Annotated in this window: 21 protein-coding genes; 10 read left to right on the top strand and 11 right to left on the bottom strand. The window is 73.2% G+C overall.

Going from position 1 to position 21,291, the window contains the following annotated elements:
• Window positions 1-25: 25 nt before the first annotated feature.
• From uraD to IEY99_RS12045, 5 genes are all read left to right on the top strand, one after another.
• A complete protein-coding gene (gene uraD / locus IEY99_RS12065; protein WP_189202499.1) occupies window positions 26-517 on the top strand; it encodes a 2-oxo-4-hydroxy-4-carboxy-5-ureidoimidazoline decarboxylase in 492 nt (163 codons plus the stop codon).
• Complete coding sequence (gene uraH, locus IEY99_RS12060) at window positions 504-854, top strand: hydroxyisourate hydrolase (protein ID WP_189202497.1); 351 nt, start codon at window positions 504-506, stop codon at window positions 852-854. The genes uraD and uraH overlap by 14 nt, the downstream gene beginning before the upstream one ends.
• A 3-nt stretch (window positions 855-857) precedes the next feature.
• Window positions 858-1,718, top strand: a complete 861-nt coding sequence (gene pucL / locus IEY99_RS12055; protein ID WP_189202495.1) for a factor-independent urate hydroxylase — start codon at window positions 858-860, stop codon at window positions 1,716-1,718.
• 154 nt (window positions 1,719-1,872) lie between these two features.
• Window positions 1,873-3,420 carry a malate synthase A gene (gene aceB, locus IEY99_RS12050; protein WP_189202493.1) on the top strand — a complete coding sequence of 516 codons (1,548 nt, stop codon included), beginning with the start codon at window positions 1,873-1,875 and terminating at the stop codon, window positions 3,418-3,420.
• 1 nt (window position 3,421) lies between these two features.
• Window positions 3,422-4,570, top strand: coding sequence for a DUF6986 family protein (locus tag IEY99_RS12045; protein ID WP_189202491.1), 1,149 nt, complete (start codon window positions 3,422-3,424; stop codon window positions 4,568-4,570).
• Between the two features lie 375 nt (window positions 4,571-4,945).
• Here IEY99_RS12045 and IEY99_RS12040 read toward each other — a convergent pair whose 3' ends face one another.
• Window positions 4,946-5,665: a hypothetical protein gene (locus IEY99_RS12040; protein ID WP_189202489.1), complete on the bottom strand. Its 720-nt coding sequence runs from the start codon at window positions 5,663-5,665 to the stop codon at window positions 4,946-4,948.
• Window positions 5,666-5,875: 210 nt separating this feature from the next.
• Between IEY99_RS12040 and allB the strand changes: the two genes are divergently transcribed.
• The 4 genes from allB to IEY99_RS34885 all read left to right on the top strand — a co-directional run bounded on the left by allB (window position 5,876) and on the right by IEY99_RS34885 (window position 11,138).
• Entirely contained in the window at window positions 5,876-7,189 is a 1,314-nt protein-coding gene (gene allB, locus IEY99_RS12035; RefSeq protein ID WP_189202487.1) for an allantoinase AllB, read from the top strand.
• Window positions 7,189-8,190 (top strand): allantoicase, encoded by a 1,002-nt coding sequence (gene alc / locus IEY99_RS12030; RefSeq protein ID WP_189202485.1) that lies wholly within the window; start codon window positions 7,189-7,191, stop codon window positions 8,188-8,190. Before allB ends, alc begins: the two co-directional genes overlap by 1 nt.
• Window positions 8,191-8,382: 192 nt before the next feature.
• Window positions 8,383-9,558 carry a phosphotransferase family protein gene (locus IEY99_RS12025; RefSeq protein WP_189202483.1) on the top strand — a complete coding sequence of 392 codons (1,176 nt, stop codon included), beginning with the start codon at window positions 8,383-8,385 and terminating at the stop codon, window positions 9,556-9,558.
• A gap of 227 nt (window positions 9,559-9,785) precedes the next feature.
• Entirely contained in the window at window positions 9,786-11,138 is a 1,353-nt protein-coding gene (locus IEY99_RS34885; RefSeq protein ID WP_268245108.1) for a protein-L-isoaspartate O-methyltransferase family protein, read from the top strand.
• A gap of 145 nt (window positions 11,139-11,283) precedes the next feature.
• On the opposite strand, the gene IEY99_RS12015 is transcribed toward IEY99_RS34885, so the two are convergent.
• The 3 genes from IEY99_RS12015 to IEY99_RS12005 form a co-directional block, all read right to left on the bottom strand.
• On the bottom strand, window positions 11,284-11,949 hold the full coding sequence (locus tag IEY99_RS12015) for a response regulator transcription factor (RefSeq protein WP_189202482.1): 666 nt from the start codon (window positions 11,947-11,949) through the stop codon (window positions 11,284-11,286).
• On the bottom strand, window positions 11,946-13,253 hold the full coding sequence (locus IEY99_RS12010; protein WP_229798531.1) for a sensor histidine kinase: 1,308 nt from the start codon (window positions 13,251-13,253) through the stop codon (window positions 11,946-11,948). The genes IEY99_RS12015 and IEY99_RS12010 overlap by 4 nt, the downstream gene beginning before the upstream one ends.
• Window positions 13,254-13,323: 70 nt before the next feature.
• Window positions 13,324-14,901, bottom strand: coding sequence for a phospholipase D family protein (locus IEY99_RS12005; protein ID WP_189202480.1), 1,578 nt, complete (start codon window positions 14,899-14,901; stop codon window positions 13,324-13,326).
• A 288-nt stretch (window positions 14,902-15,189) separates the two neighbouring features.
• Here IEY99_RS12005 and IEY99_RS12000 point away from each other — a divergent pair, with 288 nt between their 5' ends.
• Window positions 15,190-16,458 carry a hypothetical protein gene (locus IEY99_RS12000; protein ID WP_189202477.1) on the top strand — a complete coding sequence of 423 codons (1,269 nt, stop codon included), beginning with the start codon at window positions 15,190-15,192 and terminating at the stop codon, window positions 16,456-16,458.
• A 53-nt stretch (window positions 16,459-16,511) separates the two neighbouring features.
• Here the strand turns inward: IEY99_RS12000 and IEY99_RS11995 are convergent, their stop codons facing one another.
• The 7 genes from IEY99_RS11995 to IEY99_RS11965 form a co-directional block, all read right to left on the bottom strand.
• Entirely contained in the window at window positions 16,512-17,297 is a 786-nt protein-coding gene (locus IEY99_RS11995) for a DUF4241 domain-containing protein (protein WP_189202475.1), read from the bottom strand.
• A 92-nt stretch (window positions 17,298-17,389) separates the two neighbouring features.
• On the bottom strand, window positions 17,390-17,812 hold the full coding sequence (locus IEY99_RS11990) for a hypothetical protein (protein ID WP_189202473.1): 423 nt from the start codon (window positions 17,810-17,812) through the stop codon (window positions 17,390-17,392).
• 50 nt (window positions 17,813-17,862) lie between these two features.
• Window positions 17,863-18,468, bottom strand: coding sequence for a Clp protease N-terminal domain-containing protein (locus IEY99_RS11985; protein ID WP_189202471.1), 606 nt, complete (start codon window positions 18,466-18,468; stop codon window positions 17,863-17,865).
• Window position 18,469: 1 nt separating this feature from the next.
• Window positions 18,470-18,706 (bottom strand): helix-turn-helix domain-containing protein, encoded by a 237-nt coding sequence (locus IEY99_RS11980; RefSeq protein WP_189202469.1) that lies wholly within the window; start codon window positions 18,704-18,706, stop codon window positions 18,470-18,472.
• 105 nt (window positions 18,707-18,811) lie between these two features.
• Window positions 18,812-19,021, bottom strand: coding sequence for a DUF3072 domain-containing protein (locus IEY99_RS11975; protein WP_189202468.1), 210 nt, complete (start codon window positions 19,019-19,021; stop codon window positions 18,812-18,814).
• A gap of 38 nt (window positions 19,022-19,059) precedes the next feature.
• Window positions 19,060-19,842, bottom strand: a complete 783-nt coding sequence (locus IEY99_RS11970; RefSeq protein ID WP_229798529.1) for a VOC family protein — start codon at window positions 19,840-19,842, stop codon at window positions 19,060-19,062.
• A gap of 150 nt (window positions 19,843-19,992) precedes the next feature.
• Window positions 19,993-21,261, bottom strand: coding sequence for a cation:proton antiporter (locus IEY99_RS11965; RefSeq protein ID WP_189202464.1), 1,269 nt, complete (start codon window positions 21,259-21,261; stop codon window positions 19,993-19,995).
• Window positions 21,262-21,291: the final 30 nt, after the last annotated feature.

Below are 21,291 nucleotides of genomic sequence, written 5' to 3'. Positions count from 1 at the left end.
CCGGACAGCGTGGTAAATAGATCAGGTGGAGGCGTTCAATTCCCTGCCCGCCGACGTTCTGGAGGCGGACCTGATGGCGGTCTGCGCCGTCCCGGCCTGGGCGGCCAGGGTCGCGGCCGGCCGGCCGTACCCGTCCAGGGCCGCGCTGCTGTCCGCGGCGGACGCCGCGGCCCGCGAGCTGAGCTGGCCGGACGTGCTGGCGGGGCTGTCCGCGCATCCGCGCATCGGGGAGCGGGCCCAGGGCGACTCGAAGGAGGCGGCCTGGTCGCGCCGCGAGCAGTCCACCGCCGCGAGCGCCGGCCCCTCGCCGGAGCTGGTCGCGGCCAACCGGGCGTACGAGGAGAAGTTCGGGCACGTCTTCCTCATCTTCGCCAGCGGCAAGACGCAGGAGGAGATCCTGGCCGCGGCCCGCGAACGCCTGGCCCACGACGAGCAGACCGAGCGGCCCGTCGTCGCCGGCGAGCTGCGCAAGATCGCGATGCTGCGGCTGGAGAGGTTGCTCGATGGGCTCGGATGAGCGGTTCGTCGCGAAGATCTCCACCCACGTCCTCGACACCGTCACCGGCGATCCCGCCCGCGAGGTGCAGGTGCGGCTGGAGCGCCGCGACGGCGACGGGTGGCGGACGCTCGCCGACGGGCGTACCGACGGCGACGGCCGGCTGAAGCCGCAGATCCCGGCCGGCGACTGGCAGGCGGGCGGCTACCGCCTCGTCTTCCAGGTGGAGCCCTACCTGGGCGGCGACGCGTTCTTCCCGGAGATCACGATCGCCTTCCACGTGCACGACCCGCACCGGCACTACCACGTGCCGCTGCTGCTGAGCCGTTACGGCTACACCACCTACCGAGGGAGCTGACGCGTGGCGATCGTGCTGGGACCCAACCGATACGGCAAGGCGGAAACCCGGCTCGTGCACGTCACGCGCGAGGGCGACACCCACGGCCTGCGGGATCTGAACGTCAGCATCGCGCTCTCCGGCGACCTGGCCGCGACCCACCTCACCGGCGACAACTCCGGGGTACTGCCCACCGACACCATGAAGAACACCGTGTACGCGTTCGCCCGCGAACACGGCGTCGGCGAGCCGGAGGCGTTCGCGCTGCGGCTGGGCCGCCACTTCGTCGGCACCCAGTCCCAGGTCTCGGCCGCCCGGGTGAGCATCGAGGCGTACGGCTGGGAGCGGCTCGGCCCGCACTCGTTCCGGCGCAAGGGGGACTTCACCCGGCTGTGCCTGGTCACGGTGGGCGAGGAATCGACCCAGGTGGTGTCGGGCCTCAAGGACTTCGTGCTGCTCAACTCGACGGCCTCGGAGTTCCACGGCTTCCCGCGCGACCGCTACACGACTCTGCCCGAGACGACGGACCGGATCCTCGCCACGGCGGTCGACGCCCGCTGGCGGCACCTCTCGGACACCACCGAGTGGGGCGAGTCCTTCGAGAAGGCCAAGGACGCGCTCGTGAACGCGTTCGTCAACACGTACAGCTATTCGCTGCAGCAGACGCTGTTCTCGATGGGGACGCGGGTGCTGGACAGCCGCCCGGAGATCGCCGAGATCCGCCTCGCGCTGCCCAACCGACACCACTACCTGGTCGACCTGTCCCCGTTCGACCTGGAGAACCCGGGCGAGGTCTTCATCGCCGGGGACCGCCCGTACGGCCTCATCGAGGGCACGGTCACCCGCGACGACGTGCCGCCGGCTCCCAACCAGTGGTATCTGTGACCCACTTCGCACCCTCCAGGGCCTGACTCACGGCGCCCGGTCGGGGATCGTCAGTGATCACCGCGTGCGGCCCCGGGTTGTCCACAGCCCGGGCGCGCGCGGCCCCCCGACCGATACGGTACGGGGAGTCAGAACGTGAAGGGAGTTCCCGCCCGTGACCGAGATCCTCTCCGCCGAGGCCGTGGCGTTCGTCGAGGACCTGAACCGCAGGTTCCGTCCCCGCCGTGACGAGCTGCTGGCCCGTCGCGCCCAGCGCCGGGCCGAGATCGCCGCCGGGGCGTCGCTGGGCTTCCTGCCCGAGACCGCCGAGATCCGCTCCGGCGACTGGACGGTGCCGGCCGCCCCCGCCGACCTCGCCGACCGGCGGGTGGAGATCACGGGACCCACCGAGCGCAAGATGACCATCAACGCGCTCAACTCCGGCGCCAAGGTGTGGCTCGCCGACCTCGAGGACGCGAACACCCCGCACTGGTCCAACGTCGTCGACGGCCAGCGCAACCTCTTCGACGCGATCCGGCGCACGATCCGGCTGGAGACCGAGAAGAAGACCTACGAGCTCGGGGACGGGCCCTACCCGACGATCGTCATGCGTCCCCGCGGCTGGCACCTCGACGAGCGGCACCTGCCGGTCGACGGCGAGCCGGCCGTCGGCGCCCTGGTGGACTTCGGGCTCTACTTCTTCCACAACGCCGCCGAGCTGATCGCGCGCGGCAGCGGGCCGTATTTCTACCTGCCCAAGATGGAGTCGCACCACGAGGCCGCGCTCTGGAACGACGTCTTCACCTACGCGCAGGAAGCCCTCGGCATCCCCGTGGGCACCATCCGGGCCACCGTGCTGATCGAGACGATCCCTGCCGCGTTCGAGATGGACGAGATCCTGTGGGCGCTGCGCCCGCACATCTCCGGGCTCAACGCCGGCCGCTGGGACTACCTCTTCAGCATCATCAAGTACTTCCGCGACAACCCGGCCATGGTGCTGCCCGACCGGGCGTCCGTGACGATGACCGCGCCGTTCATGCGGGCGTACACGGAGCTGCTGGTCTCCACCTGCCACAAGCGCGGTGCCTTCGCGATGGGCGGCATGGCCGCCTTCATCCCGAGCCGCCGCGACCCGGCGGTCAACGAGGTCGCGCTCGGCAAGGTGCGCGAGGACAAGGAGCGGGAGGCCGGCGACGGCTTCGACGGCTCCTGGGTGGCCCACCCCGACCTCGTGCCGGTGTGCCGGGAGATCTTCGACCGGGTGCTGGGCGACCGGCCCAACCAGCTGGACAAGCGGCGCGACGACGTGGAGGTCACGGCGGCCCAGCTGCTCGACGTGGCGGCCACCGGCGGGGCGGTCACCGAGGCGGGCCTGCGGTCCAACGTCTCCGTCGCCCTGCAGTACCTGGAGGCGTGGCTGCGCGGCAACGGCGCCGTCGCCATCTTCAACCTGATGGAGGACGCGGCGACCGCCGAGATCTCGCGGTCGCAGGTGTGGCAGTGGATCCACAACGGCGTCCGGCTGGACGACGGCACCCCGATCACCGCGGAGCTCGTCGGCCGGATCGAGGACGAGGAGCTGGTGAAGATCCGCGAGTCCCTGGGCGACGAGGCCTGGACGGCGAGCCGTTTCGACGACGCCCGCAAGCTGTTCGAGCGGGTGGCGCTCGCGGACGACTTCGCCGACTTCCTCACGACCGCCGCATACGACTCCATCGACTGACGTGCGCCTCAGCGACGACGACTACGCCGCGCTCGACGCCCGGCTCGCCGCCCACGACGCGTTCCTGAGCGCGCGTTACCCGGGCGAGCGGGCCGGGCGGCAGCCGGTGCACACGGTCTACATCCCCGCCGACCGGATCGCCGGCTTCCGCGAGTGGGGCTCGCGGGCGCTGGGGGTGCTCGCCGAGCACCCGCCGCTGCCGTTCCCCGCCGCGCTCGAGGAACGGGTCCGGGCCAAGCTCACCACCGAGCCCATCGAGGACCTGCGCGTCGACTTCGAGGACGGCTACGGCGTCCGCGACGACGACCAGGAGGACGCCGCGGTGAAGCAGGCCGCCGCGGTACTGCTCGACGGGCCGCGGCCGCCGTTCGTGGGGATCCGCGTCAAGTCGCTGGAGGCGCCGACGCGGCGCCGCGCGTTGCGCACGCTCGACATGTGGCTCTCGCTGTATCCGGAGCCGTTCGTCGTCACCCTGCCCAAGGTGAGCGGCCCCGACCAGGTCGCCGCAATGGTCACGCTGTGTGAGCGTCTCGAGGAGGCGTACGGGCTGGGCGCCGGCGCCCTGCGCTTCGAGATCCAGATCGAGCTGCCGGCGGCGGTGCTGGGCGCGGACGGCACCGCCACGGTGGCGCGGCTCATCTCGGCAGCCGCCGGCCGCTGCACCGGCCTGCACTACGGCACGTACGACTACAGCGCGGCGGCCGGGGTGGCGGCGGCCTACCAGGCCATGGACCACCCGGTCGCCGACTACGCCAAGGCGGTCATCCAGGCCGCCGCGGCCGGCACCGGCGTCCGGCTCAGCGACGGCTCGACGAACATCCTCCCGGTCGGCTCGGACGTTGCCGTCCACGACGGCTGGGCCCTGCACTACCGCCTGGTGCGCCGCTCCCTGGAACGCGGCTTCTATCAGGGCTGGGACCTGCACCCGGCGCAGCTGCCGACCCGCTTCGCGGCAACCTACGCCTTCTTCGCCGACGGCGTGGACGCGGCCACCCTCCGGCTCCGCCGCTACCTGGACCGCCAGTCGGGCGGCATCCTCGACGAGCCCGCGACCGCCCGCGCCCTGGCCGGCTATCTGCTCCGGGGCCTCGACTGCGGCGCCCTGGACAGCGTGGGCTTCACCCGCCAGCAACTCACCGCCCTGACCTGAACCCGGGCGGCTTCGAGGCCCACGCCCCCGCAACCGCCGGCGGCTAGCCCGCCTCCATGACATGCACAACGCCGTCGTGGCCGTCGCTGAGGTCGCGCCGCCGTCTGTGCTCCGCGCGGGACACGCTGCCGTCTGTGCTCCGCGCGGGACCCGCTGCCGTCTGCGCTCCGCGCGGGACACGCTGCCGTCTGTGCTCCGCGCGGGACACGCTGCCGTCTGTGCTCCGCGCGGGACACGCTGCCGTCTGTGCTCCGCGCGGGACACGCCGCTGTCGCCGCTCAGCTGGCCGCCGCTCAGCCGCCGCCGTCGTCGTCGCGCTCACCCGCCGCCGCTCAGCCGTCGTTGTGGCTGCTCAGCCGTCGCCGTCGTCGGCGCTCAGCCGCCCGAGGTGCCGCTGCTGGTGCCGGAGCCGCCGCTGCCGCGTCCCACGACGTTGGTCTTGACGGTGCCGTTGGCGATCTTGCCGGTGGGCGGCAGCTTGAACGAGCGCCGAGCCGTGCGGTCGCCCGCCGGAAAGTAGTCGCCGCCGTCCAGGAGGGTGCCCGTCGGCAATCCCCGGACGTAGCCCGGCGAATGCCACAGGAAGAACGCCGAACTCCCGCCGGGGTCGTCGCAGTTGTCCTCGTCGACCACCTCGCCATCCTCGTCGGCACAGTAAAAGACCTCGTCGAATTCGGAGCCGTCCGAATCGGTGTCGCCCGAGCTGGTGTCGCCCGAGCTGGTGGCGCCCGGGCTCGTGCCGGCCGGGCTCGTGCCGGCCGGGCTCGTGCCGGCCGGGCTCGTGCCGCCCGAACTGGTGCCGCCCGAACCGCTCAAGCTGGAGCCGCTCGAACTGCCGCCGCTCGAACTGGAGCCGCTCGAACTGCCGCCGCTCGAACTGCCGCCGCTCGAACTGCGCGAGCTGGAGCTGCCCGAGCCGGAGCCGCCGTAGGTGGAGCTGGCGCCGTCGGATCCGGTGCTGTAGCCGTCCGAGCCCGAGCTGTATCCGGACTCCCAGGAGTCCGGGTCGTCGTCTGCCGAGGCGTCGCAGGCCGCAGCGCCACCGGCGGCGAGCGCGAGGAATGCGGCGCTCAGCGCGACCTTGCGGGAACTCATGCGTCGGGTCATGGGGTCGCGGGGCTCCGTCCTCGTCCTCCGCCGAGCCGGGGGCGCTCGCGGAGCTCCTTTATAGCGGCACCGGGCGACTCCCCTCGGCCCCCGGAGCCGCCATGATCGGAAACCCGACAACCCCGTGGGCGCGGGTGTTCTTGCGGAGGCTTCGCGTGACGTCGCCGCCCGGGGACCATGGACCGATAGGCTCGGTCCATGGTCGATCTCGTCCTGCGGTCCCGCCGTGCCGTCACCCCCGACGGCGAGCGCCCGGCCGCCGTCTCGGTCCGCGGCGGCCGCATCGTCGCCGTCGGGGCGTACGAGGCCAGCGTCGACGCCGCCGAGGTCGTCGATCTCGGGGAGCTCGCCCTGCTGCCCGGCCTGGTCGACACGCACGTGCACGTCAACGAGCCCGGCCGCACCGAGTGGGAGGGTTTCGCCACCGCCACCCGGGCCGCCGCCGCCGGCGGGGTGACCGCCATCGTCGACATGCCGCTGAACAGCCTCCCGCCGACGGTCACCGCCGACGCCCTCGTCGTCAAGAAGGACGCCGCAGCCGGCAAGATCCACGTGGACGTGGGCTTCTGGGGCGGCGCGATCCCCGGCAACGCCGCCGACCTGCCCGCCCTGCACGCCGCCGGGGTGTACGGCTTCAAGGCCTTCCTCGCCGACTCCGGCGTCCCCGAGTTCCCGCCGCTGGACGCGGGCCAGCTCGCCGAGGCGTTCGCCGCCGTGCCGGCCCTGTTCGTGGTCCACGCCGAGGATGCCGATCACCTGCACGCGGCCGTGCCGTCCTCCGCGTACGCGGACTTCCTCGCCTCCCGGCCACCGCACGCCGAGCATGCCGCCGTCGCCACCGCGATCGAGGCCGCCCGTGCCGCCGGCGCCCGCCTGCACATCCTGCACCTGTCCGCCGCCGGCGCCCTGCCGCTGATCGCCGCGGCCCGGGCGGACGGGGTACGGGTCACCGCCGAGACGTGCCCGCATTACCTGACCCTCGACGCGGCGGAGATCCCGGCCGGCGCGACGGAGTTCAAGTGCTGCCCACCCATCCGCGACGCCGCGAACCGCGACGAGCTGTGGTCGGCCCTCGCCGAGGGGCTGATCACCTGCGTCGTGAGCGACCACTCGCCCTGCACGCCCGACCTCAAGCGCCGCGACACGGGCGACTTCGCCGCCGCCTGGGGTGGCATCGCCTCGGTCCAGCTGGGACTGCCGGTGGTCTGGACGGCCGCCCGGGCTCGCGGGCACAGCCTCGCCGACGTGGTCGCGTGGATGGCGCACCGGCCCGCCGACCTCGTCGGGCTCGAGGGCAAGGGCCGGATCGCCGTCGGCGCCGACGCCGACCTCGTCGCCTTCGACCCCGACGCCACCTTCGTGGTGGACCCCGCACGGCTGCACCACCGCAACCCCGTCACACCGTACGCAGGGAAGACCCTGACCGGTGTCGTCCGCACGACCTGGCTGCGCGGCCGGGCGGTGACCGGCGACGCTCCGCAGGGCCGTTTCCTCATCCGGGAGGTCTCCTGATGGAAGAGTTCACCCGCCTGCCCGATCTCGCGTCGCGCATCTTCGGCGGTGGGGTGGTGTACGCCAACGACGAGTTCTTCGCCGCCGCCGACCACCTGGTCGACCCGGCCACCCCGGTGTTCGCGCCGCAGACCTTCGGGCACAAGGGTCAGGTGTACGACGGCTGGGAGACCCGCCGCCGCCGCGAGCCCGGCCACGACACGGCGATCGTGCGGCTGGGCGCTCCCGGCGTGATCCACGGCGTCGACATCGACACGGCGTTCTTCACCGGCAACTACCCGCCGTACGCATCGGTCGACGGTTGCGCGCTGGAGGGCTATCCGGATGCCAAGCAGCTGGCCGAGGCGCAGTGGGTGCCGCTGGTTCCGCGCTCGCCGCTGGCCGGCGACAGCCAGAATCTGTTCGCCGTGGACTCGCAGCAGCGTTTCACCCACGTCCGCCTCACCATCTACCCGGACGGCGGCGTGGCCCGCCTGCGGGTGCACGGCGACGTGGTGCCCGATCCCCGCCTGCTGCCCGCGGTCATCGACGTGGCCGCGGCCGAGCACGGCGCCCGCATCGCCAGTTGCAGCAACATGTTCTACGGACATCCGCAGAACATGATCAACCCTGGGATCGCCCGGTCGATGGGGGACGGCTGGGAGACCTCCCGCCGTCGCGACGACGGCAACGACTGGGTCCTGGTGCAGCTCGCCGCGCCGTCCGTCGTCGAGCTGGCCGAGCTGGACACCAGCCACTTCAAGGGCAACGCGCCGGGCAGCGCGACCCTGCGCGGGATCGACACACGCACGGGTCTGCTCGACGACCCGGACGACTGGTTCGAGCTGCTGCCGCAGATCAGGCTGAGCCCCGACACGCGGCACCGCTTCCCGGTTCCGGTGGTGCCGGTCGCCACCCACGTCCGGCTCGACATCTTCCCGGACGGTGGGATGGCCCGGCTGCGTCTCTACGGCCGTCCCGACGATGCCGTGCTCCGCGCACGCTTCGAGGCCGCTACCTGATCCGTTCGGAACCTCCGTGCCCCGAGGATCGCGGCGCGGGTGGTCCGGGTACGGTCGTCGTCGATTCTCCACACGGGATTTCTACCGTGCCCGCCGGCGGTCACCGCGGGTTTTCCACAGCCCGGCCGATCGCCGCCGGCGTTGTCCACAAGGGTCCGGCGCGGGGTGCTGTGAGGCGTTACGGTCTCTCGCGTGGGACGGACCGTGACTCTCGTACTCGTCGATGCGGCCGGTGACGTGCTCGGCGCGTTGCCGCCCTTCGACGTCGCGCTGCCCTGGTGGCAGGAGATCGCCGACGTGGTGGAGGAGGCCAGGGTCCGTCATGGCGTGACGGTCACGGTGCTGCGCCTGCTCGCGGCCGGCGCGGCGGGGCCGCCGGGCGGACCGGTCACCTATCTGGCGCAGGTCGGGGAGCCGGTGCGGGTGCCGCTGCGACCGTACGACGCCGGCACCGGTCAGTCTCCGCGGCGCGCGCCGTGGGCCGTCCCGGGTGGGCCGGCAGCGTCGCTGCGCTGGGCGCTCGGCCGGCTCGGCCGCGACGACGTCGTGGCGGCGCAGCAGCGTACGTGGAATCTCTCCAGCATCTGGCGCCTCGACGCCGGCGGCGTGCCGGTGGCCTGGCTGAAACAGGTCCCGGCGTTCTTCGCGCACGAGGCTCCGCTGCTGAGACTCGTCGCGCAAGCGGCGCCGGGGCTGGTGCCAGCGGTGCTGGCGGCCGGCGACCCGGGACGCGTCCTGCTCGCCCACGTGCCGGGGGAGGACCGTTATGGTGCGGATGCGGCGTTCTGCGCGGAGGTGGCCCGCGACTTCCACCCGGTGCAGGTGCATTTCGCCAGCCGGGTGTGCGACCTGCTCGCTGCGGGTGTGCCCGACCGGCGGCTGGACCAGGACCGGCTGGCGCGGGTGGCGGCACCGTGGCGGGACGCCGTCGAGGGCCTGGACGAGCTGATGGAGGAGTTGCCGGCCCGGCTCGCCGCCATCGACGCCTGCGGCCTGCCGGACACGCTCGTCCATGGCGACCTGCACCCGGGTAACGTGCGTGAGTCGGCGGCGGGGCGGCGGGTGATCCTGGACTGGGGTGACGCGGCCGTGGCGAACCCGGCGTACGACATCCTGAGGCTGACCGAGGAGCTGCCGGAGCGCGAGGCCACGGCGTTGATCGGGGAGTGGGCGGGATGGTGGCGGCAGGTCGTCCCGGATTGTGATCCGGAGACGGCGGCGGCGTTGACCCGCCCGGTGGCGGCGCTGCGGGCGGCGGCGGTCTACCAGGACTTCCTGGACCAGATCGAGGAGAGCGAGCGCCCCTATCACGAGGCGGACGTCCCGGAACGGCTGACCGCGGCCGTCGCAGCCGCCTGCCTCACATGACGTCACGTGGGGGCGTCGTCCACGTCGTCTTCCTCGGGAGCCGCTCCGGGGGCTCGGCGCAGGAAGGGGTGATGCCGGCGCGACAGAGGGCGGGGCTAGCCCCGGCTTCGCGGCTTGTGGTTCGTCGCCGGAACACTGATCGTGTCGTCGCTGGTGCCGATCGTCCGAGCCCGGGGCGGAGAGAATCCGGTGCGGCGACGGGGAGCGGCACGTCTACGGTGGAGGGCGTGACCGATCTGCGCCGTCGCTTCGTCGAGCGGATCCGCCGCGACGGTGCGCCGCTCAGCCCCCAGCTGTCCGCCGCCTTCGCCGCGGTTCCGCGCGAGGCGTTCGTGGCCGACGGCTTCCAGCGGCGGGACGGCACCTGGGCCCGGCCGGGCAGCGCCGGGTTCCTGGAAGACGTCTACCGCAACGACGTGCTGGTCACCAAGGTCGACGCGGGGATGCCGGTCAGCTCCTCCAGCCAGCCGTCGCTGATGGCCATCATGCTGGCCGCCCTGGACGTCCGGCCGGGGGACCGGGTCCTGGAAATCGGTGCCGGCACGGGATACAACGCCGCCCTGCTCACCGTGCTCGGCGCCCAGGTCACCACGGTCGACGTGCAGACCGACGTGGTCGAACGAGCCCGGGCCGCTCTCGCCCGCGCCGGCATCGAGGGCGTACGGGTCCTCGCCGGCGACGGCTACGCGGGCGCACCGGGCGAGCGTTTCGACCGCGTGATCGTGACGGTCGGGGTCGCCGGCGTGTCCCCGCACTGGCTCGCACAGACCCGGCCCGGCCCGCCCGGCGAGCGGCCCGGCCCGATCGTCGTGCCCGTCGAACACGCGGGAACCCATCCCGTCCTCGTCGTCCACGGCCCGGCCGGACAGGCGGCCGGCTCACCTCCCGGCCGGGAGGGCGGTGCGGCTCTCGGGCGGCAGGGTGGTGCGGCGAGCGGCGCGGAGGGTGGTGCGGCGAGCGGCGCGGAGGGTGGTGCGGGGGGCGGCGCGGAGGGTGGTGCGGCGAGCGGCGCGGAGGGTGGTGCGGCGAGTCGCGCGGTGGGCGGTGCGGAGGGCGGTGCGGCACTCGGCCAGCCGGATTCGCTGGAGGGGTCCACCCACGGCCTGGTCACTGCCCGGGTCGTCTGCCCGTCGGGCTTCATGACCGCGGCCGGCCCGCTCACCGCCCGGCACGCCCGCTCCCATCCCCACCCCGTCCCGGCCGACGCCCTCCTTCCCTTCGGACCGGCCGCTCCCTCCCGCTGGGACCGTCCACTTGACTCACTCACCTACCGCGACTTCTGGTACGCGGCCGGTGTGTGGAGCACCCGCGCCACCCACGCGGCGGTGCCGGGACGCGACAGCAGCACCCTGATCCTGCTGGACGAAACGGGTACGGGCGGAGCGGCGATCCTGCCCGACGGCTCGGTCCTCGCCGCCGGGGCCCAGGCACCCCGCTACGCGGCACAGGCGAGTGAGATCCTCGACCGCTGGGAGTCGGCCAACCGCCCGCCGATGCACGCCTGGCGGATCACCCTGACCCTGACCGGCGACCCCGCCGCCCCGATCTGGTCCCCGGCGACCTGGCAGCTCGATCCCTGAGCCGGCGGCCGGGCAGCGCGACCGCTGAGCCGGCGGCCGGGCCCCGGTGGACGCCCCGGCCAGGACGAGCCACGCGCCGAAACCCGGGCGGCGCCAGCACGGTCGGACAGAAAGCGGGCGGAGAGCCCAGAGACCGCCGGAGACCTCAGGCGCGCAGAAACGCGAGCACGGCCAGCACCCGGCGATTGGTGTCCTCGGCCGGTGGCAGGTCCAGCTTCGCGAGGATGTTACCGACGTGCTTGCCGACCGCCGCCTCCGTCACGAACAGCCGGGCCGCGATGGCCGAGTTGGAGTGCCCCTCCGCCACCAGAGCGAGCACGTCACGCTCCCGTGTGGACAGCTTCGCGAGCGGGTCCCTGGGGCGGTGCAGCAGCCGGCGCACCACCTCGGGGTCCACGACCGTCCCGCCGCCCGCCACCGTGCGCAGTGCCGTCACGAAGTCCTGCACGTCGACCACGCGGTCCTTCAGCAGGTAACCCACGCCGGACCCCGAGCCGCTGTCCAGCAGCGCCGCCGCGTACTCGTCCTGCACGTACTGGCTGAGCACCACGACCGGCAGCCGCGGGCGTTCCCGGCGCAGTGCGACGGCCGCGCGCAGGCCCTCGTCGCGGAAGCCCGGGGGCATCCTGATGTCCGTCAGCACCAGGTCCGGGGTGTGCTGCGCGACCGCCGCGACCAGCTCCTCGGCGTCGCCGACGGCCGCCACCACCTCGAAGCCGAAGCGGGCCAGCACCCCGGTCAGTCCCTCCCTCAGCAGGACACCGTCCTCGGCCACCACCACCCGGGTCGCCACCCCCGCGCCTCCCGTCATGATCGACACGGTAGCTCCACCCGGACCAGGGTGGGCCCGCCCTCGGGGCTGGAAAGCAGCAAGCGGCCGCCGACCGCCGCGACCCGGTCGGCGAGCCCGGTCAGCCCGGTGCCGCCCGCCGGGTCGGCGCCGCCCCGCCCGTCGTCGCGGATCTCCAGCACCAGGGCCTCCCCGGCCCGGGCGAGCAGGATGTCCGCCCGGTCGGCGGCGGCGTGCTTGACCACGTTGGCGAGTGCTTCGGAGGCCGCGAAGTACGCCGTACCCTCGACCTGCTCGGAGGGCCGGGTCACGCCGTCCGCGACCGTCACGGTGACCGGCAGCGGCGACCGGCCGGCCAGCTCGCGCAGCGCGGCCGGCAGTCCGAGATCGGTCAGCGTCTGGGGGCGGATTCCGTAGATCAGGTCGCGGAGCACCACCATCAGCTCCTTCGCCTGGTCGTGGGCCAGGGCGAGCGGCCCGGCGGCGGGTGAGTCCCCGGGTACGTCCAGGCGTGCCAGTCCCAGTTGGAGGGTGAGGCTGGTCAGCCGGTGCTGTGCGCCGTCGTGCAGGTCGCGTTCGATGCGGCGGCGTTCGAGGTCGAACGCGTCGGCCAGCCGGGCCCGTGACTGGGCCACCTCTCGCAGGGCGGCTCCGGCCCGGTCGCCGAGCAGGGCCCGCGCGGTGGCCGCCTGGCCGGCGGCGATCAACCCCCACAGATATCCGAGTACGGGGACCAGCAGCATGCCGAGCAGCGTGAACGGGATCGCCTCGCCGGGCGAGCGCACCGTGAACGTCCCCACCGTCAGGTCTCCACCGTCCGTGCCGGCCAGGATCGGGCTCGTCAGGAAGGCCACGTCGACCAGGAGCAGCAGGCCGAACGCGCCGTAGGTGACGGGGACGACGAGGCCGAGGAATGCGGCGTACAGCAGTTCCCGCCAGGTGGCCGTCTCGGCGTACCGGGCGCGGATCCAGGCCAGCGGGTCCGCCGGTGCCGGCGGGTGCGGCGACGGCAGGGGCCGCCTGTCGATCAGGCCGATCCGGGCCCGTTCGACCGTCGCCAGGGGGATCGCGACGAGCGGGCCGACGCCGGCGAACAGGACCAGCGACACCACCATGAGGACCAGCATCCCGCCGCCGGGCAGGATGCCGTCGCTCAGCCGGGACACCGCGGCGACCCAGGGCAGCGCCACCACGGCCATCGCCGCGCCGACCGGCGCCATGACGGGCAGGGTGGTCACGACGTAGGCGAACGCCCGCCAGGGACCGGCCGAGAGCAGGTAGCGGCGGCTGAGGAGGGCTCGCAGCGGAGCTTCGTCGATGGTCACCGCGTCACCGTAGGGGACCGGGGGACGGCGGCCCCAGCCGTCCACGGATAGTTCCGGGGTATACCCAGCCCTACCAGGTGCCGGCGCGGCGCTCCCGCCACGGGCGGCCGTCGGGGTCGTACACCAGGCGGTAGGCGGGCACCGCCCAGAGCCGCTGATGCCAGGCGAGGCGCTCGGTCTCGTGCGGCACCAGGCGTCCCGGCGGCCGGGGCCCCCGCTCGCCGTCGCGGTGCCAGTCACGCAGCGCGTCGGCGGCCGCGCGCACCGTCCGTACGGTGGCATCGGGGTCGAGAAGGTCCTCGTCGCCGGAGCGGTCCAGGTGCTCGCGCAGCAGGGTGAGCCGCAGCTCGCGCGCGTAGACGCGCGCGCCGTCGCCCAGCCCGGCCGGATCGGCCGGGGCCCGCTCGTCGCGCGTGCGGTCCAGCACCGCGCACGAGAGCTCGCTGTCGTGCGTCCACGATCGACGGTTGAAGTTGTCGCTGCCGACGCTCGCCCACACGTCGTCCACGACACACACCTTCGCGTGCACGTAGACGGGTGTGCCCTCGTGGTTCTCGACGTCGAAGACGTGCACCCGGTCGGGCGCGGCCTTGTGGCACAGCGCGATCGCCTCGGCCCGGCCCACCTGGTTCGGCGGCAGGGCGAACCGGCCGTCCACGTCGGGATACCGGGGTACGACCGCGATCAGGTGCAGTCCCGGGTTGTCGTTGAGCGCGTCCGCGAACAGCTGGGCGACCTCCTTGGACCACAGGTACTGGTCCTCGAGGTAGATCAGGCGTCGCGCCCGTTTGATGGCTTTCGTATATCCGCGGGCGATGCTGCGCTCGCCGAGCCTGGCGAAACGGTACGGCGGGCGCATGGCCGGATAGGTGCGCAGCACCTGCACGTCGTGCGGCCCGCACTCGGCCGGATCGGGCGGCTGCGGCGGGAGCCGGTCGGCGCGCATGTCGGCGTGGCGCAGCCGGTCGGTGAGCGTGCTGATCGGCCCGTGCTGGTCCAGTGGGGCCGGGTCGGTCCAGCGTTCCCGGAACGCCAGGTCGAGGGCGCCGACCACCGGGCCGCGCAGCGCGAGCTGGACGTCGTGCCAGGGCGGATTGCCGCCGTACGCCGCGGCCATGGCCACCGCCTGCGGATCGCCGTGATGGTCGGCGCCGTCCCGGCGGCTGTGGCAGAGATCGATCCCGCCGGCGAACGCGACGTCCTTCTCGGGTGCCCCCGGGTGGCGCAGCACGACCAGCTTCTGGTGGTGCGAGCCGCCGCGGCGGACCCGCTGGTCGAGCAGCACCTCGCCGCCGGCCGCCTCGACCTCCTCGCCGAGGCTGCGGTTCTCCTCCTCGCTGTACGCCAGCTTGTCGAGGTGCGAGCGCCAGAGCAGGCCCTTGACCACGACACCGCGCTTGGCGGCCGAGGCGAGGAGCTCGACGATGGTGGGGCCGTGATCGCGCATCCGCTCGTCCGGGTCGCCACGCCAGTCGGTGAAGAACAGGTGGTCGCCGTCGCCCAGCGTCTCGACCTCGGCCACCAGACGATGGAAGTAGTTCTCGCCGTGGAAGAGGGGCTCGACGGTGTTTCCCGGCGACCAGGTGGGTATCTGGGTGTCGGGGTTGCCGCGCTCGTCCGCGGTCAGGAACCACTCCTGGTGTGACACGGGCAGCCCTTCCGAGGTCGACGACGCCCTCACGGTAGGCCCCTCGACGGCCGCCCGCACCCTGAGCCGTAGCCACCTGTGCGAAGGACCCCTCTTATGAGTAGCCAGCCGCTGACCCCGACCGACGCCACCGCCGCCTCCGAGCGAGGTCTGCTCATCGCTCTCCTGCTCATGGTGGTGCTGGGCGTGGGCGCCATGTTCATGATCTCCTGACGACGCGTACCGGTGTCCTTTTCGTGACGGAAAGCGGGCAGCGCCGGGGCCGCGCTTTCCTCCATACTCCTCGGCATGACGGGGGAGGCGGCTTTCAGCACCGCATTGATCGAGGTTCTACCGGCCGAGGCGGCGACCGGCGCGACGAAGGTCGTCTGGACGCCGGCGCACGGGCCTCTGACGGTGACGATTCCGCCGGGCACGGTGGACGGCGCGGTGGTGTGGGTGCCGGCCCCGGCCGGCACGGTCGCGGTGACGATCCGGGTGCCCTCGCCCTTCGCGCCGCCGCCCGGCGGCCATCCGCCACCCGGATACGCCCCGCCCGGCGGCTATCCGCCGGGCCCGGGTCCGGCCGCGTTCGCCGGTCCGCCGACTGCCGGACCCCGCACCGGCCGGCGCAACCAGATCATCGGCTTCTCGCTGGCGGTCGTGCTCCTGCTCGGCTGCTGTGGCGCCTTCCGCGCCTTCACGGGATCCGGCGACGGCACGCCGGCGGCGGGCAAGCGCAGCGGCCTCGGAAAGGCCACCACGCCGGCCGCGGCCGGCCCGGTGACCCCTCAGCAGTACGCCCAGCTCCTCGCCGCTTCCGACGGCGCCATCAAGGCGCCGTTCGCGAAGCTGGACACCGGCGACCCCGTGGCGTTCGCGAAGGCGGCCCCGGCGGCCGCGACCGTGATCCGCGCCGAGGCGGGCAAGCTGCGCAACACCGAGCCCCCGGCGGGTGCGGAGGCCGTGCACGCCCAGCTCACCCATCAGCTGGACAGCCTCGGCGACATGGTCGAGGACACCGCGGCCGCGAAGCGGGAATGCCCCGCCGCCTCGCCGTACGCGGCGGTGCTGCGGTCCGGCTGGGCCGGCGGTCTGCGCGACAACGCCCGGAAACTCGCGGCGGCGGATGCCACCTACAAGTTCGGCACGTTCCTGCCGGCGCCCCCCAAGGAACAGAACCGCCGGCTGGGGAACGGCACCTTCGTCAAGCAGTCCCGCACCGGCGGCCTCGGCCACCTGAAGATCAAGAACGGTGCGTCCGACACGACGATCTCGCTGGTCCCCGGCAAGGGCAGGAAACCCAGGCCCGTCTTCACCGTGTACGTGCGGGGCGGCGGCACCTACACGGTGAAGGGCATCCAGGACGGCACGTACCGCATCTACACGGCGTCGGGCGAGGACTGGGACGCCGGCAGGAAGGGCTTCACCCGCGACTGCGCGTACAGCAAGTTCGACGACACCTTCACGTTCACGACGACGTCCTCCTCCACGTCCGTCTGGACGATCACCCTGACCCCGGTCGTCGGCGGCAACGCCTCGACCAGCGACGTCGACCCGAGCACCTTCCCCAACTGACCCGGCCCGCACTCCGGTGCGACCGGCCGGGCCGGGCCCGCTCATCACCGGGCTCAGACCACCCGGAAGTCGGTGACGAAGGAAGCGACCTCTCCGCTCGCCGTCCGGCCGACGAACGTGGCATACGCGTCCTCGCCCCAGCCGGTGCTGACCGCCACCACGTCGGCCCCGGTCGCCGGGTCGGCGATCGCGCGGAGCGCGCCCGGCGCCGGCGGGGGCGGCTCGGGAAGGAAGACCCGCTCGACGCGGGCATAGGCCCAGGTCTCCAGCGCGGCCAGGGCGCACTCGTCGGCGAGCGTGCCGACGCCCGAATCGACCGGGTAAGCCCAGAAGCCGTCCTCGTCGAGAAGGCCGGGATCCGCGCCGGGCACGACGGCAGGTTCCCAGGCGACCACCGGTTCCTCGCGGATGACGAGCTGCAGCGCGGCCGTCCGCCGGTCCGACTCCGGCCGGTCCCGGCCGGGCGTCGCCCGGTCGCGGGTGGACGCCGCGTGGTCGCGGGCGGGCGACGCCCGGTCACGGGTGAGTGGTCCGCCCGGCGGCGGACCGGAGGCGAGGACACGCTGGTCGGCGAGGCGGCGGCCGCCCGGCCGGTCGCCGGCGGCCGGGTGCACCACGGCCACCCAGGCCCGCAGGGGATAGCGCCCGGGCGGGACGGTGACGGTGAACGGCGGCGTTTCGCCCGGATGCACCAGGGGATCGCACGCGACCACGCGGCCGCTGGGCAGGGTCACCTCGCCGAGCGGCACCATGGTCAGGCGGTAGTCATGGGTGTCGTCGACGTATCGCGCGTCCTCGACCAGCAGCCGGTCCAGCATCTCGCCGATGTCCACAGCCATGCCGGGAGGGTATCGGCGACCACCGACAGAATCGCGGGGCCGGCCGGCGCCCCGCCCAGCGGCGCGGCAGGCCGGCGTCTGCACCGCGGGGGTCAGGCGCGGTAGTAGACGCGCACCTCGTATCCGGTGCGGCCCGGGTGCCAGCCGAGGTCGTCGACGTCGAGGATCTCGGGGCGGCCGGCCAGCCAGGTGGCCGCCATGCCCAGGGTCTCGGCCGGGGTCGCGCCGGTGAAGCTCATACAGCGGGCCTCGGTGTCGCCGGATGCGGGTGCGTGGCGGGGTAGTGCCTCCGTCGTCATGGTCGGCTCCGGGCCGGTGACCACGGCGGTCGCCCCGATCGCCCGGCCGTCGCGGACGCCCTGGACGAACCAGTCGTTGATCGTCTCGTCGTGCTCGACGGCCCAGCCGCTGACCGGGCCGACGTCGGCGGCGATCGCGTGCTTGGCGTTGTCGAGGGCGGCATCCAGGGTGGCGAGCTCGAGGTCCTCGCCGTTGTACTCGACCCGGTACGTCATGCCGCCCCCGATACCCGTTCGCCCCGCGACCTAGGCCTGTGACGGAGAAGTCACGCGGCGTCGGCGTGTAGGGAGCGGGTCAGGTCCGCGCGGAGCCCGTCGACGTCGACGCCGCGGTCCGCCAGGATCTGCGAGCCCCGTCCCTGCCCCTCCCGGAGGATGCCGAGCATGATGTGCTCGGGCGCGATGAAGTTGTGCTTCAGGCGGATCGCCTCGCGCAGGGACAGCTCCAGCACCTTCTTCGCCCGCCGGGAGAACGGGATGTGGCCGTTGCCCCGCCGGAACAGGCCCTTGCGCCTCGGGGCCGGATCGCGCGGCAGGTGCAGCGCGCCCGGCCCGAAGTTCTCCTCGATGGCCCGGCGGACCGCGTCCAGGTCGATGCCGATCGCCCGCAGGGCCTCGCGGTCGGCGGCGTCGGTGTCCGTCGCGGTCGTGCCGGTGTCCCGGCCGGCCCGGCGGACGATCTCGGCGCGGGCGTAGCCGGCGTCGACCTGCCGGTCCCGCAGCGCGGGCGCCGAGGCGATCGGCCCGGCGGGCTCGGCCAGCAGCGCGAGCAGCACGTGCTCGGTGCCGACCGGGGCCTGGCCCAGCTCGCGGGCCGCGGCCTGGGCGCGGACGACCGCCTCCCGGGCGGCGCGGGTGAATCGTTCGAACATCTCAGTCCTCCCGGAGATCCTGGATCGGCACGCGGTTCGCGTGCTTCTTGTGCACGCCCTGGCGGGTCACCTCGAGGGCGTCCGCGATTTCCTGCCAGGACCAGCCCTTCCGGCGCGCGTTGGCCACCTGCAGCTGCTCGAGCCCCTCGAGCAGGCGGCGCAGCGCCACCACCGCGCGCAGCCCGACCCGGGGGTCGGCGCTGCCGGCGGCGGCGGCGAGATCGGTCGCTTCGGTCATGCCTGTCAACCTACGTTGACAGGCGCCCTGTGTCAACCCGGGTTGACAGGGTGGGCGCAAGAAAGGGCCGGCCCGACCGGCCGGCCCTTTGTCGACGGGATGCCGCTACCGGCCGCGGCCGGTCTTCTCCTGGAGCTCGTCGATGCGCTGGGACGCCTCCGCCTTGGTCAGGTCCTCGGGCACCTCTTCGTGGGCCTCCGACGCCAGCGTGTGCAGATACGACTGCTGCGCCCCGGTGGCCGGCTCGTCGCCGGTGGTCCAGTCGGCCGGATCCTTGATCGTGTTCGATGCCGGTTCAGGGTCTGTCGCCGCCATGACGCCGCCTCCTCGATGTGATTCGAACAGGCGTACCACTACCCGCCGAAGGTCAGCTCCATGCCCGAGTGGGGCGTGTAGGACATGGTCAGTTCGATCGGGATCGCCGCCGGTGCCGCGATGGAGAACGGCACGCCGGCGGGGTCGAGCAGCTCGGCGTACGTGCCGAAGCCCATCGCGGTGGCGCCGGAGACGACCGTCGCGCCGTAGGCCCGGGCGTCCTCCAGCGTCTCGACGCAGTCGGCCACCTGGAAGGCGGCCCGCCACCAGCTACCGCCGCGGCTCGGGGCGAGGCCGGCCATCGCGTCGTGGGCGGTGGTGATCCATTCGCCCCGGGTGCCGTCGCTGCCGTACTCGTCGCGCAGCAGCCAGCCGAACGCCTGGCCGTAGAAGTTGGCCGCGGCCACGGCGTCGTCGGTGAGCAGCTCCGGGAAGGTCATGGTGCTCGGCTCGCCCCCGAGCTGGGCCCCGGTGAAGCCGCGCGGCTCCCAGATGCCCAGCCGCGCGCCGGCGGGGTCGGCGATGACGGCGCTGCGGCCGCCGGCCGCGTCCGTGGGCTCGCTGACCAGCGAGCCGCCCGCCTCGCGCACCCGCATGATGGAGGACTCGAGGTTGTGCTCGGTGAGGTACGTCATCCAGCCCATCGGCCGGTCGGCGCGCACGCGGGTGAGCCCGGCGACGGCGCGGCCCTGGAGCGTGAACCGGTCGCCGTCCGTCTCCCAGCCGAAGAGGCGGGTGTAGAAGTCCGCCGCCCGGTCGGGATCCGCACTCGCCAGCTCGACCCAGCAGGGTGTCCCCGGCGCAAAGCCCCGTATACGCATCGGCCGCACCTTTCGTCGCTCCATCGTGGATCACCTGCTGGGGAGGTGCCTCACTTTACAGCCATGAATACGCTCTGCCACTAGCCAGGGGTTCAATGTCCTTATTAAACCGTGATTTTGCGAGGCTGCGATTACTCAGAGTTGCGTCGGTTACTGAGCGTGTCGCTCTTCCGGGGTACGTGACCGCTCGTTGTATCGGTCCAGAAGCCGCATCACGGGCGTCGCCGCGACGCCGTGCAACACCACGCTCACCAGAACGACGAAGGCCGCTGTCGCCCATACGACATCCACCTTCGGGAACGTGGCGTGGCTCATGGCGTACGCCAGGTAGTAGAACGTACCGATTCCGCGGATGCCGAAGGTGCCGATCACCCAGTGCTCGGCGGCATGGCCGGGCGCGCCGCGCAGCGACAGGACCCCGGTCAGGGGCCGGACCACGAAGATCAGCGTCAGTCCCACCAGCGCGGCCGGCCAGGTCAGCGGCGCCAGCAGGCCGCCGACCACGGCCCCGCCGAGCAGCAGGAGCAGCAGGACCGTCAGCAGCCGCTCGATCTGCTCGGCGAAGTCGTGCAGCACCTGGTGATACTCGTGCGAGCGTTGCGCCGCCCGGATCCCGCGCGCCGCGACGAACACCGCCAGGAAGCCGTAGCCCCCGGCGACCTCGACCAGCCCGTACGCCAGGAAGGTCGCGGCCAGGGCGAGAAAGCCCTCGGAATGGTGCGCCAGGCGCAGCTTGCGGTTGCGGGCGCGGAAGAACAGCCTGCCGAGCAGCTTGCCGACGAGCCAGCCGCCGCCGACCCCGACGACGACCTTGTAGAGGACGTCGACGAGCAACCACTCCCGCCACCAGCTCTCGTGCGTCGCCGCGGCCGTGACCATCGCGATCGCCGCGTACACGAAGGGGAAGGCCAGCCCGTCGTTGAGCCCGGCCTCCGAGGTCAGCGCGAAGCGGACCTCGTCCTCGGAGTCCTCCTCGTCGGTCGGCTCGCCCACCTGCACGTCCGAGGCCAGGACCGGGTCGGTGGGCGCGAGGGACGCGCCCAGCAGCAGGGCCGCCGCCGGCGCCAGCGCGGCCCACCACCAGCCGAGCAGCGCCACGGCCGCGATCGTGACCGGCATGGCGACGGCCAGCAGCCGCCAGGTCGAGGCCCACCGCCGCCCGCTGAGCGGCCGGTCGATCTTCAGCCCGGCGCCCATCAGGGCGACGATCACACAGATCTCGGTCAGGTGCTGCGTCAGCTGCGGGTGGGCGAGCGGATCGGCCTCCGGAAGACCCAGGGGTACGGCGAAGAGCACCATGCCCAGCGCCAGGAAGACGATCGGCATGGAGATCGGGCGGCGTTCGAGGACCCGCGGCAGGATGCCCGCCAGGAGGGCGCCCACACCGAAGACGGCGAAGAGGACATCGGGGATCTGCACGGGCCGAGACTGCCCGCCGGGGCGGCAAAA

Source organism: Couchioplanes azureus, assembly GCF_014648355.1.
Classification (GTDB): domain Bacteria; phylum Actinomycetota; class Actinomycetes; order Mycobacteriales; family Micromonosporaceae; genus Actinoplanes; species Actinoplanes azureus.
Note: the sequence above shows the minus strand (reverse complement) of the source record. Positions and strands in the feature narration are given on the sequence as shown.